Raw genomic sequence first — 13,847 nt, forward strand, 5'->3', positions numbered from 1 at the left:
GCCGCGTCCTATCGCCTTGCAGCCCCGCTTCGTCGCCGGTAAGCCTGCTTGCCATGCTGCCAAGCCGGACCAGGCCCGAAATCGTCAACATTCATGCCAGCTGCGTCGCGGCGGGCAATGGCGGAGTGCTGATTCTCGGCAATTCGGGGCAGGGCAAGTCGGATCTGGCGCTGCGACTGATCGACCGCGGCGCACGGCTGGTCGCCGACGACCGCTGCGATGTCTGGTTCGACCGGGGTCGGCTCTGGTGCCGCCCGCCGGAGAATCTTGCCGGCAAGCTGGAGGTGCGCGGGATCGGCATCGTCGAACGACCATGGACCGCGCCGGTGCCGCTGGCACTCGCAGTTCGACTGACCGACCGTTATGACCGAATGCCCGCGGTCGGGCAGGTCGAAATGGTCGCGGGTTATCCGATTCCCGCGCTGCTGCTGTCGGCGTTCGAGGTTTCGGCGCCGATCAAGATCATGCTCGCACTCGAACGGCTGGCACCTGCGGCATGAGCGGAGCGATCGCCCCGGAAACCGATTCGCGGATGCTCCTCGTCACCGGGCTGTCGGGTGCGGGCAAATCGACCGTACTGAAGGTGCTGGAGGATCTGGGCTGGGAGGTTGTCGACAACCTGCCGCTTGCCCTGCTCGAAGCGCTGATCGACGCACCGATGAATCGCGCCGAGACTGGGAGACCGCTCGCGATCGGCATCGACAGCCGGAGCCGGGGGTTTCGTCCCGCGCTGCTCGTGCGGCGGATCAAGGAATTGCGCGAGGGCGGCGGGCGCGACATTCAGACCTTGTTCCTCGATTGCGCGGGCGCCGAGCTCGAACGCCGCTTTTCCGAAACGCGCCGTCGCCACCCGCTCGCCGAGGACCGCCCCGCTGCCGACGGGATTGCGCGCGAACGCGAGATGATGGAGCCGCTCCGCCGCTGGGCCGAGCATGTCGTCGACACGACCAATTATACGAGCAACGATTTGCAGCAGGAGGTGCGCCAGCGCTTCGGCGATGCCGGCGACGGCGAACCCGCGCTCAACATATTGAGCTTCGGCTTTGCCCGCGGGCTGCCGCGCAACGCCGACCTGGTGTTCGACATGCGCTATCTTCGCAACCCGCACTGGGATGCAAAGCTGAAGCCCGGCACGGGGCTCGACCCCGATGTCGCCGCCTATGTCATCGCCGACCCGGCCTATGAGGACAGCGTGTCGCAGATCGAGCGGCTGATCCTGACCTTGCTGCCGCGCTACCGCGCCGAGGGTAAAAGCTATGTCACCGTCGCGTTCGGCTGCACCGGCGGGCGCCATCGCTCGGTCCATGTCGCCGCGCGCGTTGCGCAAACGCTGCGTGCGTCCGGATATGAGCCAGTATTGACCCACCGCAATCTTGACTCTGCCCCGCAAGATGGGCTTGAGGGCAAACCCCCGCCGATTGCGACCGCATCCGGCGGCGAACGATAAAGGTCGATCACTGCATGCCGAACGACAAGGCTCTGCCGCTCTTGGGAATGGTGCTCGTCACGCACGGCCGCCTCGCCGAAGAAATGGTGCGCGCGATGGAGCATGTCGTCGGCCCGCAGCGCGCCGTCGCCACCGTGTGCATCGGACCCAACGACAATATGGAGATGCGGCGCAAGGAAATCGCCGATGCGATCCGCAACGTCGATGAAGGCCGCGGCGTCGTGATGCTGACCGACCTGTTCGGTGGCACGCCGTCGAACCTTGCGATCAGCCTGCTCGAAGCCGGGCGGACCGAAGTGATCGCCGGGGTCAACCTGCCGATGCTGATCCGCCTCGAAAGCGCGCGCAAGTCGATGGAACTGCGCGCCGCGGTAATTGCGGCGAAGGAAGCGGGCCAGAAATATATCTCGGTCGCGTCCGAAATGCTGGGAGTGGGGCCGTGAACGAGGTTTCCGAGACCGTCGAGATTACCAACCAGCGCGGGCTGCACGCACGCGCGAGCGCCAAATTCGTGACCTTTGTCAGCCGCCTGCCCGAAACGGTGTCGGTCGAAGTCGAAAAGGGCGGATCGCGCGTCAACGGCACCTCGATCATGGGACTGATGATGCTCGGCGCCGCCAAGGGCGATACGATCACCATCCATACGCGCGGCGACGGCGCCGACGCCGCGCTGCTCAAACTCGTCGGGCTGGTCAAGGACAGCTTCGGCGAGGATTGACCGGATGACCGGTCGCCGCTCCCAAATTGAAAGCCTCTCCAACCCGCTGGTCAAGCGGATGCGGTTGCTGCGCGAAAAGCGCCATCGCCGCGCCGAGGGGCTGTTTCTGGCCGAAGGGCTGCGCATCGCGACCGAAGCGCGCGAGGCGGGCGTTTTGCCCCGCTGGCTCTTCCTCGGCCCCGAAGGCGCGGCGCATCCGCTGGCACAGGCGCTCATCGATGCGACGCTCGCCGCGGGCGGCGAGGTGATCGACACGACGCCGGCGATCCTGTCGAAACTGTCGGGCAAGGATAATCCGCAGACGGTCGTCGGCATCTATGCCGAACCTGCCGCGACGCTTGCCGACATTGACCGCAGCGCGGCGCCGATCTGGCTGGTCGCCGAGCGGCTCCGCGATCCCGGCAATCTCGGCACGATGCTGCGCACCGGCGACGCGGTCGGCGCGGGCGGGCTGATCCTGCTCGACGACAGTACCGATCCCTATGGAGTCGAGGCGGTGCGCGCCAGCATGGGCGCGATCTTTACGCAAAAGCTGGTGCAGGCGCGCTGGGACGAGTTCCTGCCGTGGCTGCGGCAAGGGCCGGGGCAGTTGGTCGCGACGTGGCTGGGCGATGATACCGAGGATTATCAGGCGGTTCGCTATGCCGCGCCCACCTTCATCCTGACGGGCAATGAATCGCAGGGGATGCCCCCCGAATATGCCGACGCCGCCGACGTGCGGGTCAAGATGCCGATGCTGGGCAAGGCCGACAGCCTGAACGCCGCAGTTGCAGCAGCGGTGATGGCGTATGAGGTGCTGAACCAGCGGCGGGGCTGAACGAGTTGCGGCATTTTGATTCAGCCGCCGGCCAGCATCATGCTATTATCTCCTTCTCCCCCGCTTGCATCGAGCGAAGTCGAGATGCCTCTCGACCTTGTGCAAAGCCGATGGGTGTCTCGACTTCGCTCGACACGAGCGGAGAAAAGGAGCTTGTGATGATCCGCTTGTTGCCCCTGCTTGCCTTCCCAGCCCTCGCGGCGTGCGCCCCCGCTGCCGAAACGCCGCAACGCCCGGATAAGGCACCCGCGGCTTATATGGCGCTTGGCACCGAGCCCGGCTGGACGCTGGAGATTACTCCCGAACGGCTGAATTATGACGGCGATTATGGCGAGACGGTGATCGCGGTGCCCAATCCGGGTGCGCAGGTCACAACTGGGGGCAAGCGCTATGCTGCCAGCCGGCTGACGGTCGAGGTAACGCCCGGACCGTGCAGCGACGGGATGAGCGACCGCACCTATGCCGACACGGTGACGGTGACCGCCGACGGCAAGACCGTAAAGGGATGCGGCGGAGGCATATTGCCGCCCGACGCGCTGGCGGGGACCAGCTGGACTTTCGTTTCGATCGCCGGGGTGCCCGTCGCCCCCGACCGGCCGACCTCGCTGGCGTTCGAAAGCGACCGGCTGAGCGGCAGCGCGGGCTGCAACCGCTTTTCGGGTGGCTATTCGGTGGCGGACGGCACCCTTACCGCGGGGCCGCTGATGGCGACCGAGATGGCGTGCCCCGGCGCGGGAATGACGCAGGAAAGCGCCTTCTTTGCACTGATGCAGGGGCCGCTGCGCCTGAGCTTTCCGAGCGACGGAACGCTGGAGATCAGCGGTGCGGACGGGCAAACGGCGGTGTTGAAGCGGGTGATTTGACCGTCGCCTCCGCGGAGGCGGGGGCCGTTATCGAGCTTACTCGGCGGCGTCGCGTAAACCGCTAGCGGCCCCCCGCCTTCGCGGGGGCGACGATCTATCTGCGTTCAATCGCCATCGTTCACCGCGCTGGGCGCCGATGCCAGCTTCGCCAGCGGGCGCGCCGCCTGTTCTGCGACCGGGAGCGCCGGGATCTCCCGCCCGCCGGTTTCGATGTCGAGCGCCTCGAAGCGCTTGGCCTGTGTCAGCACCTGCGATTCGAAACTTCCGACAAAGGCATTATAGGCACCGGTCGCCTGATCGAGATTCTTGCCGACGCGCGCGATATGCGACCCCATCACCGACATGCGCGCATAAAGCTCCTTGCCCAGCATCGCGATTTCGCGCGCCTGGTTGGCGAGCTTTTCCTGCCGCCACACCGCTGCGACCGTGCGCGCGATCGCGATCAAATTGGTCGGCGTCGCGAGCAGCACCTTGCGTTCGAAGGCATAGTCCCAAAGCTCGTGATCATGGTCGAGCGCCGCAGCGAGGAAATGTTCGCCGGGGACGAACATCACGACGAAATCGGGCGTGTCGTCGAACTGGTTCCAATAGGCCTTGGCGCCGAGTGCGTTGACATGCGCCTTCATCGCGGCGGCGTGCGCCGCAAGATGCGCCGTCTTTTCACCCTCGTCGACCGCGCCGAACGCGTCCTGATAGGCATTGAGCGACACTTTGGCATCGATGACGAGGCTCTGCCCGCCGGGGACTTTCACGACAACGTCGGGGCGCAGGCGCCCGGCCTCGCCGCCGTCGACGCTGACCTCGGTCTGGAAATCGGCATGTTCGCTGAGCCCGCAGCTTTCGAGCACGTTACGCAGTTGCTGTTCGCCCCAACGGCCGCGGGCTTTCGGCGCGTTGCGCAGCGCGTTGACGAGCTTGGCCGCCTCGCTCGACACGCGCTCGCTCTGCGCGCGCATCGATTCGATCTGCCCCTGCAACATGCCGAACGCGCTTTGCCGCTCGGTTTCGACCTTCTTCACCTCGGTCTCATATTTCTCCAGCCGTTCGTGGACGGGCTGAAGCAGCGCCTTCAGATTCTGGCCCGCCGTCGCCTCGCTTTCCCTGAAGCGCGCCTCGGCGCGATCGAGAAACGCCTTTTGCGCCTCGCCGAGCATCGCCTGTCCGACCTCGCGGAACTGCGCGGTAAGCGCGGCCTGCGCTTGGGTCAGCTGCGCGATCTGCGCATCGTGCGCGGCATCGCGCGCCTTCTGTTCAGCGAGCAGCGCCGCGAGTTGGATGTCGGCTGCTTTGCGCGCTTCGGCTTCGGCAGCAAGGTCGGTGACCGCGCTCCTGAAGCGCTCGGCGAGCCCGTCGCGCTCGGCCTTCAGCGCGCCCGACTGGCGACCGCCAAACAGCCAGCCGACGAGCGCGCCGACGGCAAGAGCGACAAGGGCGATGACAAGCGATGGTCCATCCATGCGCGGAACATAGGACGAACGCCGGTGCCTTGGCTAGGGGTTAATTGGAGTGGCGCCCGGCGAGAAATCTTCCCAAAGGTCAGGAAAGGTCAGCCCGGCGCGCCCGCAATCCGATTGGCGCAAGGGCCGCGGGATCCTCCCAAAGTTCAGGGAAAGTCAGCCTTGTGCGGCGGCCGATCGATCGTTCGGACCGGACATGCCGCAACGTGCGGTTGCGCGCGTCCGCAGGCCGGGCAGCGATCGCTTTTGTCTACATATTGAAAGAGCCGGGGTGAAGGCTGGCATAGTCGGATCATGTAGGACAGCGGTTTTTTGGGGGATGTCTGGTTTGGAGTGGTGAGCGGACGTTACATCCTCCCTGTGGCGAAGCCATGGGGAGGGGGACCGTCGCCGCAGGCGATGGTGGAGGGGCGGCGACGTTGGCGTAATTGCCCCTCCGTCCGCGCTTCGCGCTGCCACCTCCCCATGGCTTCGCCACAGGGAGGATTAGTGGCAGCTTTCGGCCGCGTTCAGACATCAACCCGCCACGACGCCGGCAAGATCGCCCGATAGGCATCGGCCCCCGGCGCGCCGCCCACGACCACCCCCTGCGTCAGCAGCCAGTAGTGGCGTACGATCTCGGCCTGCTGCTCCAACCCGTAACGGGCGAGCGGCCAGCCGGGTTTGAGCCTGTAGCTGTAGGTCGCGAATGGGTGACGCATCAGCACCAGATACCAGCGGCCGCGCGTCTGCGCCTGCCACACATGCGTCATCTCGTGGACGAACAGCCCTTGCAGGCGCTGCGACGCGGCGCTGAAATCGTCGCAATAGAGGTCGCCGTGCGGGTTGAAATGCAGGTGGCCCATCGGCGCCATGACGATGTGGCGCGGCTGGAAGAAAGCCCATTTATGATGGTTTACGCGCACACGGTCATAAGCGATCGCACCGCCGAACACGCCGCGCGCAAGCACGATTTCGCCGCTGGTCAGGGGGCGGGAGGGACGCGACATCAAAACCCCGTCATTGCGAAGACCCCGGACATGATCCGGGGGACGCGGCAATCTCCCGCGCGCGGCAATCGCGCGCCGCCGGGGGCTGGAGATTGCTTCGCTTCGCTAGCAATGACGACGTCGGCGTTGGACACCCGCGCTATTTCTTCTCGGCGGCCGGCGCTGCCGTTTCGGCGCCCTTATCGGCGCCGTGCCCCATCGCATCATGGTCCATCGCCGCTTCGCCGGTTGCCCCTTCGGCGGGCTTGATCACCATGTCGAACAGGATGCGTTCATTATTGTTGTTGGTGAAAACAAACGCCATCGGCAGCTTGCCCGCGCGCACCGCGGCGCCGTTGATGCCCCAGATCATCAGATGCTTGCCGCCCTGCTTGAACACCAGCTCGCCCTTGGCGGGCACCGCGGCGCGTTCGAGCGGCTTCATCATCATCATGCCGTTTTCGCGCACGCTTTCGTGCATCTCGACGCGCTGCGCGAGGTCGGCGGTCACCGCGACCAGTTCGACGTCGCGCGGGCCGCCCTCGACGCGGAAATAGCCGACTGCGGGCCGATCGGGCGTCGCCCCCATCACGATATGGCCGCTGACGACGTTGAGCTGCTGCCCCGCGCCCAGATTTTCGCCGCAACCGGTGAGGCTGAGGGACGCGGCGGCAAGGGCGGCAAGAGCGAAGGGTTTCATTTCGGGAGGACTCCGTAAAAGCGCAACATTTTCGTATCCCCGATAAGCCTTCAAAGCCCTTGTGCCAAGGATTAGCGCACCTATATCGCGCCCATGAACCCATGGATGGCGTGCCTTTTCAGGGCGCCTACGAAGCAACAAGGACGAGTATAAATGGCCAAAGTGATCGGGATCGACCTCGGCACCACGAACAGCTGCGTCGCGGTGATGGAAGGCGGCAAGCCCAAGGTTATCGAAAATGTCGAAGGCACGCGCACGACGCCCTCGATCGTCGCCTTTGCCAAGGACGGCGAGCGGCTGATCGGCCAGCCGGCGAAGCGCCAGGCGGTGACCAACCCCGAAAACACCGTGTTCGCGGTAAAGCGCCTGATCGGGCGCCGCTTCGACGATCCGATGACCAAGAAGGACATGGAGCTCGTCCCCTATTCGATCGTCAAGGGATCGAACGGCGACGCGTGGGTCAAGGCGGGCGGCGAGGATTATTCGCCGTCGCAGATCAGCGCCTTCATCCTTCAGAAGATGAAGGAAACCGCCGAAGCCTATCTGGGCGAAAAGGTCGAGCAGGCGGTCATCACCGTCCCCGCCTACTTCAACGACGCGCAGCGCCAGGCGACGAAGGACGCGGGCAAGATCGCGGGCCTCGAAGTGCTGCGCATCATCAACGAGCCGACCGCGGCCGCGCTCGCCTATGGTCTCGACAAGTCGGAGAACAAGACGATCGCGGTCTATGACCTCGGCGGCGGTACGTTCGACATTTCGGTGCTTGAAGTCGGCGACGGCGTGTTCGAGGTGAAGTCGACCAACGGCGACACCTTCCTCGGCGGTGAAGATTTCGACTCCAAGCTCGTCGAGTTCCTGGCCGACACGTTCAAGAAGGACGAAGGCATCGACCTGCGCGGCGACAAATTGGCGCTGCAACGCCTGAAGGAAGCCGCCGAAAAGGCGAAGATCGAGCTGTCGTCGGCCGCGACGACCGAGGTCAACCTGCCCTTCATCACCGCCGACGCCAACGGGCCGAAGCATCTGGTCAAGACGATCACGCGCGCCGACCTTGAAAAGCTGGTCGAGGATCTGGTCAAGCGCACGCTTGAACCGTGCAAGAAGGCGATCAAGGACGCCGGCATTTCGGCGAACGAGATCGACGAAGTCGTCCTGGTGGGCGGCATGACGCGGATGCCGCGCGTGCGCGAAGTCGTGAAGGACTTCTTTGGCAAGGAACCGCACACCGGCGTGAACCCCGACGAAGTCGTCGCGATCGGCGCCGCGATCCAGGCCGGCGTGCTGCAGGGCGACGTCAAGGACGTGCTGCTGCTCGACGTAACCCCGCTGAGCCTCGGCATCGAGACGCTGGGCGGCATCATGACCAAGATGATCGACCGCAACACGACGATCCCGACCAAGAAGTCGCAGGTCTATTCGACCGCCGACGACAATCAGTCGGCGGTGACGATCCGCGTGTTCCAGGGCGAGCGCGAAATGGCGGCGGACAACAAGCTGCTGGGCCAGTTCGACCTCGTCGGCATCCCGCCCGCGCCGCGCGGCGTGCCGCAGATCGAGGTGACCTTCGACATCGACGCCAACGGCATCGTGTCGGTCCACGCCAAGGACAAGGGCACGGGCAAGGAACAGCAGATCAAGATTCAGGCCTCGGGCGGCCTCAGCGACGCGGACATCGACCAGATGGTCAAGGACGCCGAACAGTTCGCCGAAGAGGACAAGCAGCGTCGCGAAGCGGCCGAGGCGAAGAACAACGCCGAAAGCCTGATCCATTCGACCGAACGCCAGATCGCCGAACATGGCGACAAGGTCGATAGCGCGCTGAAGTCCGAGATCGAAGCCGCGATTGCCGAAGCCAAGACCGCGGTCGAGGGCGGCGACGCCGCGGCGATGACCGAAAAGGCCGGCGCGCTGGCGCAGGTTGCGATGAAGCTGGGCCAGGCGATCTACGAAAAGGAACAGCAGGCGGCGGCATCGCCCGACGCCGACGCTGGCGAGAGCAAGGCCGACGAAGATGTCGTCGATGCCGAATTCTCCGAAGTCGAAGACGACAAGAAGTAAGAATGATCTTCACCCGTCATGCCAGCGAAAGCTGGCATCGCTCTCGGCAAGGCGTCGCCGGACCGACAGCGACCCCAGCTTTCGCTGGGGTGACGGGTTGAAGAAGGGGCTTTGACGCATGTCTCTCGACATCGATTATTATGAATTGCTCGAATGCGATCGCGGCGCCGACGAAGCGACGCTGAAGGCGAGCTATCGCAAGCTCGCGATGAAATATCACCCCGACAAGAATCCGGGGTGTCAGGACAGCGAAGCGCGCTTCAAGGCGATCAGCGAGGCTTATGACTGCCTGCGCGATCCGCAGAAACGCGCCGCTTACGATCGGTTCGGCAAAACCGGCGGCCCCAATGGCTTCGGCGGCGGGCAGGCCGATTTCGGCGACATCGGCGATATTTTCGAGTCGATCTTTGGCTCGGCGTTCGGCGGGGCGCGCCAGCAGCGTGGCCCCGCGCGCGGCGCTGACCTGCGCTATGACATGGAAATCCGGCTCGAGGACGCCTTCGCCGGGGTGACGCGTGATATCGAGGTCGATGTCGCCGCGCGCTGCGACGCGTGCGACGGGTCGGGTGCCAAGCCCGGCACCTCGACGCATCGCTGTTCGACCTGTGCGGGGCATGGCAAGGTGCGTGCGCAGCAGGGTTTCTTCATGGTCGAGCGCACCTGCCCGGCGTGTCAGGGCGCGGGCGAAGTCATCGCCGATCCGTGCAATACATGCCATGGCGAGGGCCGCGTCGACCGGCGAAAGACGCTGACCGTCAACATCCCCGCCGGGGTGGACGAAGGCACGCGCATCCGCCTGTCGGGCGAGGGTGAGAGCGGCGCGCGCGGCGCCGCGCCCGGCGATCTTTACATCTTCCTCCACATGGCGCGGCACAAGGTCTTCGAGCGCGAGGGGACGACCTTGTTCACGCGCGCGCCGATCAGCTTCACGACCGCGGCGCTCGGCGGCGAGATTAGCATTCCGGGGCTCGACGGCCGCAAACACGACATCACCATCCCTGCAGGCATCCAGTCGGGCAAGCAACTGCGCCAGCGCGGCGCGGGGATGCCCGTGCTCAACGGCCGCGGCCACGGCGACCTCGTCGTCCAGATCGACGTCGAAACGCCGACACGGCTCACCGCGAAGCAAAAGGAATTGCTGCAAGCGTTCCGCGAGACCGAAACGGGTGAGGAATGCCCCGCGAGCCAAGGCTTTTTCGGGCGCATCAAGGATATGTGGGACGATTTGACGGATTGATCGGGACAACCCCTCCCCTTCAGGGGAGGGGCAGAGAGACTTGGTCCGGCGTAGCCGGGCCTTAGTCGAGCGGGGTGGGGGCCATCGGCCTTGCGCAACCTCGACAGCCCCCAACCCCAACCCCTCCCCTGAAGGGGAGGGGCTTAAAGGGTGCCAATCTCTTCCCGCAATTCGGCAATCAGCGCCTTCACTTTCGGCAACCGAGCCTCCTCTTCGTCGAGGATCGCGTGGAAGGCCTGCCGCTTGAACGCCGCAAGCTCCGCCGCGGGCACTGCGCCCTCGCCGGTAACGCTCGACGCCACAATGTCGATCAACCGGTCGGCGCCGTGGAGACGACCCCAGAGATAGTCATTCTCGCGGTAGGCGCGGCTGAAGAAGGCGCCGAAGCTGTTGAACTCGATCCCCTTCAGCATCGCCGCCGCGCCGCCGCTGCGGATTGCGGTCGCGTCCGACGGCGAGATGCGGTCGATCTTGATCGGATCATATTCGTCGAACCCCTCGCCCTGAAGCAGCGGCAGGGTCGCGATGTCGTAAAAGGGATAGCCCAGATAGGCGAGCAGCAGCACGCGCCGGTCGTCCTTCGGCATCGCGGCGAGCCCCGTTGCGATCAGCGCATCGGCTTCGCCGTCGACGATCGCGAGATCGCGGCGCGCGGCGATCGCGTCGATCCAGTCGCCCGGCCCGGCGTCGGCGGGGAGGTCGAGGTTGGCGAGCCAGCTGTCCCCCTGCCGGTCGAGATAGAGGCCGAGCGCCGCAAAAATCGCCTCGCGCATCGCGTCGCACGCGGGGTCGCGCGCGTCGCGCGTCGCCTCGACCGACGTATCGAGTTCGCGCGCCAGGAAGCGCAGGCGGCGGATGCGAAAGCCAAGGTCGTGGGTGCGGAAAAAGCTGATCGCATCGCCGCTCGCCCCTGCACCCTTCTTCCCCGAAATCCGGTCGAGCCCGCGCGCGCGCACCTCGTCCCACAAGGCAAGGCGGCGGTTCGACTGGTGGATCGCGCCTTCAGCGGGGTGCAGCCGGTCGATCAGCCGCGCGAGTTCCTCGACCACCGCCGACAGCTTGAGATGACCATAAGGCGCAAAGGCGAAACCCGCACGCGCTGCCGCCTGCTCCTGCGCCTTGGCGCGCCATTTCTGGAGCCGCGCGGGGGTCGGCGTGTCGAGGAAAAAGGTCGTGCCGAACAGCGCCGCGACCTGTTCCTCGACTTCGACCTTCATCGCATCGACGATATGCTGCATCCGGCGGATTCGCCGCGACATGCCCTCAATCGCTTCAACATTATCGCGGATCGGCTGTTCGCGGGGAATTTCCGACAGCGCGCCAAGAATCGTCGGCACGAAACCTGGCAGCCGCGGCTCGTCGCCCTCGGCGGCGTCGCCGGGCCTGCCGAAGCTGATCGAGCGAAAGTCGGGCTTGGGGTCGATATAGACGAAGCGGCGGTCGATTTCGCGCCGCGCGGGGCGCTGCTTCAGCGCCGCGATGGCGGGGCGGAAGGGCGCGTTGGCGAGCACCGACCCGTCGATCAGCACACGGTCGGCGGGGTCACCCGCTTCGCCCGGCGGCAATTGCGCGCGCACAAAGGCGTCGCGGCCGGGCCAGTCCAGCGCGCGCTTTTCGAGCACGCGGTCGATTTCGCGCAATGTGAAGGGCGGGAAGGCGCCCGGAAAGCTGGCGGTCGCGCGCGCCGCCGCGGCGAGTCCCGGCACGTCGTCGAGCCGCTTGCCCGCACGGCCATCCTCGCGGAAATGCAGGATCAGCCGATGCTCGTCCTCGGTCACGCGCGGCGGACTGTTGAGCGCGAGCGGGACGCTGTGCCCCGCGAAATCGGTGACCGACACGAACAGGTCGACGGGCTGGCCGTCCGGCACCAGCACCGGCCCGCGCGGCGCCGCATCCATCGCGGCAAAGGCGTCGAAGAGCAGGTGCGAGAAGGTTTCGCCGCCAAAGGGCGGTTCGAACCAGCGCGCGCGCACAAAGCGCGACAGCTTGGCGCGCACCTCGTCCTGCGCCGTTTCGCCGACGGTGCGGTCGATGCTGTTGCCGCGCCGCTTCATCGCCCAGCCGGCGATCGGCACCGCCCAGAATTTGGTCATTTTCGACAGCGGCCGCGCGTCGGGATCGAGCAGATTGTCGACGTCGGCGCTGCCCAGCCAAAGATCGGTGAGCGGTTCGAGCGATTCGCCGGTCGCCAGCGCGCGTGCGAGGAAGATGCCGTTGATGCCGCCCGCGCTCGCGCCCGCGATAATATCGGTAAAGACGCGCAGCCGCACATTGCTGCGCGCCGCGATCGCCTCCAGCAGGTCGCGATAGACCGCGCCCGCACCGCCGATGTCGCCGCCATCGTGATAGGCGCGCGACGCCGCGGCGAGCCGCCACACTTCCTTGGTCACGCCGTGCATATAGACGGCAAGGCTGATGCCGCCGTAGCAAATCAGGGCGAAGCGCAATTCCTTTTCCCGCATGATCCGGGTGATAGCGCGGTTTCGCGCTTCGCGTCACCCCGTACGGCGCGCCAGCCAGACCCCCGCGATCATCAGCACGATCCCGGCGATACGCTTCAGGTCGATCGCCGATCGCATCGCGCCGAACAGGCCATAATGGTCGATTGTCGCCGCGCTGACGAGTTGCCCGACGAGCACGAAGAAGATCGCGTTGCCGACGCCGAACCGCGGAGCGATGAAAGTCACGGCGATCACATAGAAGGCAACGAACAACCCGCCGAAATAGAAATGCGCGGGGATGTCCCCGCCGAAGCGTACCGCGCCGAGCGACCCGGTCATCAGCGCGCCCGCGGCGGCGATCAGGAACGCGAGGCCGAAGAGGATCATCGACGCCGCCATCGGGCTGCCGAGCCGTGCACCGAGCCCGCCGTTCAACGCGGCGAGGACCGGGATTCCGACCCCGGTCAGAAACATGATCGCGGCAAAGGCGGGTGCGGCGTTGTTTGCGGTCATCGGATCGACCCCGCTCACGCCGCCAGCGGCACGGCGGACCACCCGGGCATCGACGGAAAGCCGGGCAGTGCGGCGATGCGGCGCGTCCAGTCGCGGATGCGCGGCCATGCGTCGAGATCGATCCCGCCGTCGGGCGCAAGAGCAAGATAGGGGCTCGCGGCAATGTCGGCGATCGTCAGCCGGTCGCCGACGAGCCAGTCGCGCGCCACCAGATGCGCTTCGACGACGGGCAGAATGCGCACCGCAACGGCCGCCGCACGATCCCGATCGATCGACCAGCCGAACAGCCGCTCAGCGCGCAGCAGCGCGGGGCCGTTGAAAATCTCGTTCGCCGAATGCGACAACCACACCATGATCGCGCCGCGTTCCTCGGGCGTGCGCCCGTCCCATTCGCCGGGGCGGTGGCGCGCGGCGAGATAGGCGATGATCGCCTGGCTGTCGCGCAGCACGAAATCGCCTTCGACATAGACGGGAATCTGCGCCAGCGGATTGAGTGCGCGAAAGGCCTCGCTCTGCCGTATGGCAGCATCGGCGGCCTCCTCACGCCAGTCGAGACCGAGGAAGCCGAGCGCCATGCGCACCTTGTGCGCGTTGCCGGACATTGCGGAACCATAAAGGCGGATCATCG

The 13,847-nt window shown here is 65.9% G+C and carries 14 protein-coding genes; 8 read left to right on the top strand and 6 right to left on the bottom strand.

Annotated elements, in window-relative coordinates; genetic code table 11:
• Positions 1–53: 53 nt before the first annotated feature.
• The 6 genes from VSX77_RS05880 (at position 54) to VSX77_RS05905 (ending at position 3,845) form a co-directional block, all read left to right on the top strand.
• Complete coding sequence (locus VSX77_RS05880) at positions 54–500, top strand: HPr kinase/phosphorylase (RefSeq protein ID WP_338426720.1); 447 nt, start codon at positions 54–56, stop codon at positions 498–500.
• Positions 497–1,447, top strand: coding sequence for an RNase adapter RapZ (gene rapZ / locus VSX77_RS05885; protein WP_338426721.1), 951 nt, complete (start codon positions 497–499; stop codon positions 1,445–1,447). The genes VSX77_RS05880 and rapZ overlap by 4 nt, the downstream gene beginning before the upstream one ends.
• A 14-nt stretch (positions 1,448–1,461) precedes the next feature.
• Complete coding sequence (locus VSX77_RS05890; protein ID WP_338426722.1) at positions 1,462–1,890, top strand: PTS sugar transporter subunit IIA; 429 nt, start codon at positions 1,462–1,464, stop codon at positions 1,888–1,890.
• Positions 1,887–2,165, top strand: a complete 279-nt coding sequence (locus VSX77_RS05895; RefSeq protein ID WP_338426723.1) for an HPr family phosphocarrier protein — start codon at positions 1,887–1,889, stop codon at positions 2,163–2,165. Before VSX77_RS05890 ends, VSX77_RS05895 begins: the two co-directional genes overlap by 4 nt.
• 4 nt (positions 2,166–2,169) lie before the next feature.
• Positions 2,170–2,982 (top strand): TrmH family RNA methyltransferase, encoded by an 813-nt coding sequence (locus VSX77_RS05900; RefSeq protein WP_338426724.1) that lies wholly within the window; start codon positions 2,170–2,172, stop codon positions 2,980–2,982.
• A 158-nt stretch (positions 2,983–3,140) separates the two neighbouring features.
• On the top strand, positions 3,141–3,845 hold the full coding sequence (locus VSX77_RS05905; protein ID WP_338426725.1) for an META domain-containing protein: 705 nt from the start codon (positions 3,141–3,143) through the stop codon (positions 3,843–3,845).
• 104 nt (positions 3,846–3,949) lie between these two features.
• Here VSX77_RS05905 and rmuC read toward each other — a convergent pair whose 3' ends face one another.
• The 3 genes from rmuC to VSX77_RS05920 all read right to left on the bottom strand — a co-directional run bounded on the left by rmuC (position 3,950) and on the right by VSX77_RS05920 (position 6,970).
• Positions 3,950–5,302: a DNA recombination protein RmuC gene (rmuC, locus tag VSX77_RS05910; protein ID WP_338426726.1), complete on the bottom strand. Its 1,353-nt coding sequence runs from the start codon at positions 5,300–5,302 to the stop codon at positions 3,950–3,952.
• Between the two features lie 509 nt (positions 5,303–5,811).
• On the bottom strand, positions 5,812–6,291 hold the full coding sequence (locus VSX77_RS05915) for a vgr related protein (protein WP_338426727.1): 480 nt from the start codon (positions 6,289–6,291) through the stop codon (positions 5,812–5,814).
• A 139-nt stretch (positions 6,292–6,430) separates the two neighbouring features.
• Positions 6,431–6,970: a copper chaperone PCu(A)C gene (locus VSX77_RS05920; protein ID WP_338426728.1), complete on the bottom strand. Its 540-nt coding sequence runs from the start codon at positions 6,968–6,970 to the stop codon at positions 6,431–6,433.
• Between the two features lie 153 nt (positions 6,971–7,123).
• Here VSX77_RS05920 and dnaK point away from each other — a divergent pair, with 153 nt between their 5' ends.
• Positions 7,124–9,028: a molecular chaperone DnaK gene (gene dnaK, locus VSX77_RS05925; protein WP_338426729.1), complete on the top strand. Its 1,905-nt coding sequence runs from the start codon at positions 7,124–7,126 to the stop codon at positions 9,026–9,028.
• A gap of 118 nt (positions 9,029–9,146) precedes the next feature.
• Positions 9,147–10,265, top strand: a complete 1,119-nt coding sequence (dnaJ, locus tag VSX77_RS05930) for a molecular chaperone DnaJ (protein ID WP_338426730.1) — start codon at positions 9,147–9,149, stop codon at positions 10,263–10,265.
• 143 nt (positions 10,266–10,408) lie between these two features.
• On the opposite strand, the gene VSX77_RS05935 is transcribed toward dnaJ, so the two are convergent.
• Genes VSX77_RS05935 through VSX77_RS05945 form a run of 3 tightly spaced genes read right to left on the bottom strand, consistent with a single transcriptional unit; the run spans position 10,409 to position 13,845 of the window.
• Positions 10,409–12,727, bottom strand: coding sequence for a patatin-like protein (locus VSX77_RS05935; protein WP_338426731.1), 2,319 nt, complete (start codon positions 12,725–12,727; stop codon positions 10,409–10,411).
• A 33-nt stretch (positions 12,728–12,760) separates the two neighbouring features.
• Positions 12,761–13,219: a DMT family transporter gene (locus VSX77_RS05940; RefSeq protein WP_338426732.1), complete on the bottom strand. Its 459-nt coding sequence runs from the start codon at positions 13,217–13,219 to the stop codon at positions 12,761–12,763.
• A 14-nt stretch (positions 13,220–13,233) separates the two neighbouring features.
• On the bottom strand, positions 13,234–13,845 hold the full coding sequence (locus VSX77_RS05945) for a glutathione S-transferase family protein (RefSeq protein WP_338426733.1): 612 nt from the start codon (positions 13,843–13,845) through the stop codon (positions 13,234–13,236).
• Between the last annotated feature and the right edge of the window lie 2 nt (positions 13,846–13,847).

It is taken from the genome of Sphingopyxis sp. TUF1 (genome assembly GCF_036687315.1).
GTDB classification, from domain to species: Bacteria; Pseudomonadota; Alphaproteobacteria; order Sphingomonadales; family Sphingomonadaceae; genus Sphingopyxis; species Sphingopyxis kveilinensis.

Bases quoted from the DNA above. Each gene is read 5' to 3' on its own strand.
- VSX77_RS05945 (WP_338426733.1), bottom strand. From the start codon at position 13,845: ATGATCCGCCTTTATGGTTCCGCAATGTCCGGCAACGCGCACAAGGTG.
- VSX77_RS05905 (WP_338426725.1), top strand. From the start codon at position 3,141: ATGATCCGCTTGTTGCCCCTGCTTGCCTTCCCAGCCCTCGCGGCGTGC.
- dnaJ (WP_338426730.1), top strand. From the start codon at position 9,147: ATGTCTCTCGACATCGATTATTATGAATTGCTCGAATGCGATCGCGGC.
- VSX77_RS05915 (WP_338426727.1), bottom strand. From the start codon at position 6,291: ATGTCGCGTCCCTCCCGCCCCCTGACCAGCGGCGAAATCGTGCTTGCG.
- VSX77_RS05880 (WP_338426720.1), top strand. From the start codon at position 54: ATGCTGCCAAGCCGGACCAGGCCCGAAATCGTCAACATTCATGCCAGC.
- VSX77_RS05890 (WP_338426722.1), top strand. From the start codon at position 1,462: ATGCCGAACGACAAGGCTCTGCCGCTCTTGGGAATGGTGCTCGTCACG.
- VSX77_RS05900 (WP_338426724.1), top strand. From the start codon at position 2,170: ATGACCGGTCGCCGCTCCCAAATTGAAAGCCTCTCCAACCCGCTGGTC.
- VSX77_RS05920 (WP_338426728.1), bottom strand. From the start codon at position 6,970: ATGAAACCCTTCGCTCTTGCCGCCCTTGCCGCCGCGTCCCTCAGCCTC.
- rapZ (WP_338426721.1), top strand. From the start codon at position 497: ATGAGCGGAGCGATCGCCCCGGAAACCGATTCGCGGATGCTCCTCGTC.
- VSX77_RS05940 (WP_338426732.1), bottom strand. From the start codon at position 13,219: ATGACCGCAAACAACGCCGCACCCGCCTTTGCCGCGATCATGTTTCTG.
- rmuC (WP_338426726.1), bottom strand. From the start codon at position 5,302: ATGGATGGACCATCGCTTGTCATCGCCCTTGTCGCTCTTGCCGTCGGC.
- VSX77_RS05935 (WP_338426731.1), bottom strand. From the start codon at position 12,727: ATGCGGGAAAAGGAATTGCGCTTCGCCCTGATTTGCTACGGCGGCATC.
- dnaK (WP_338426729.1), top strand. From the start codon at position 7,124: ATGGCCAAAGTGATCGGGATCGACCTCGGCACCACGAACAGCTGCGTC.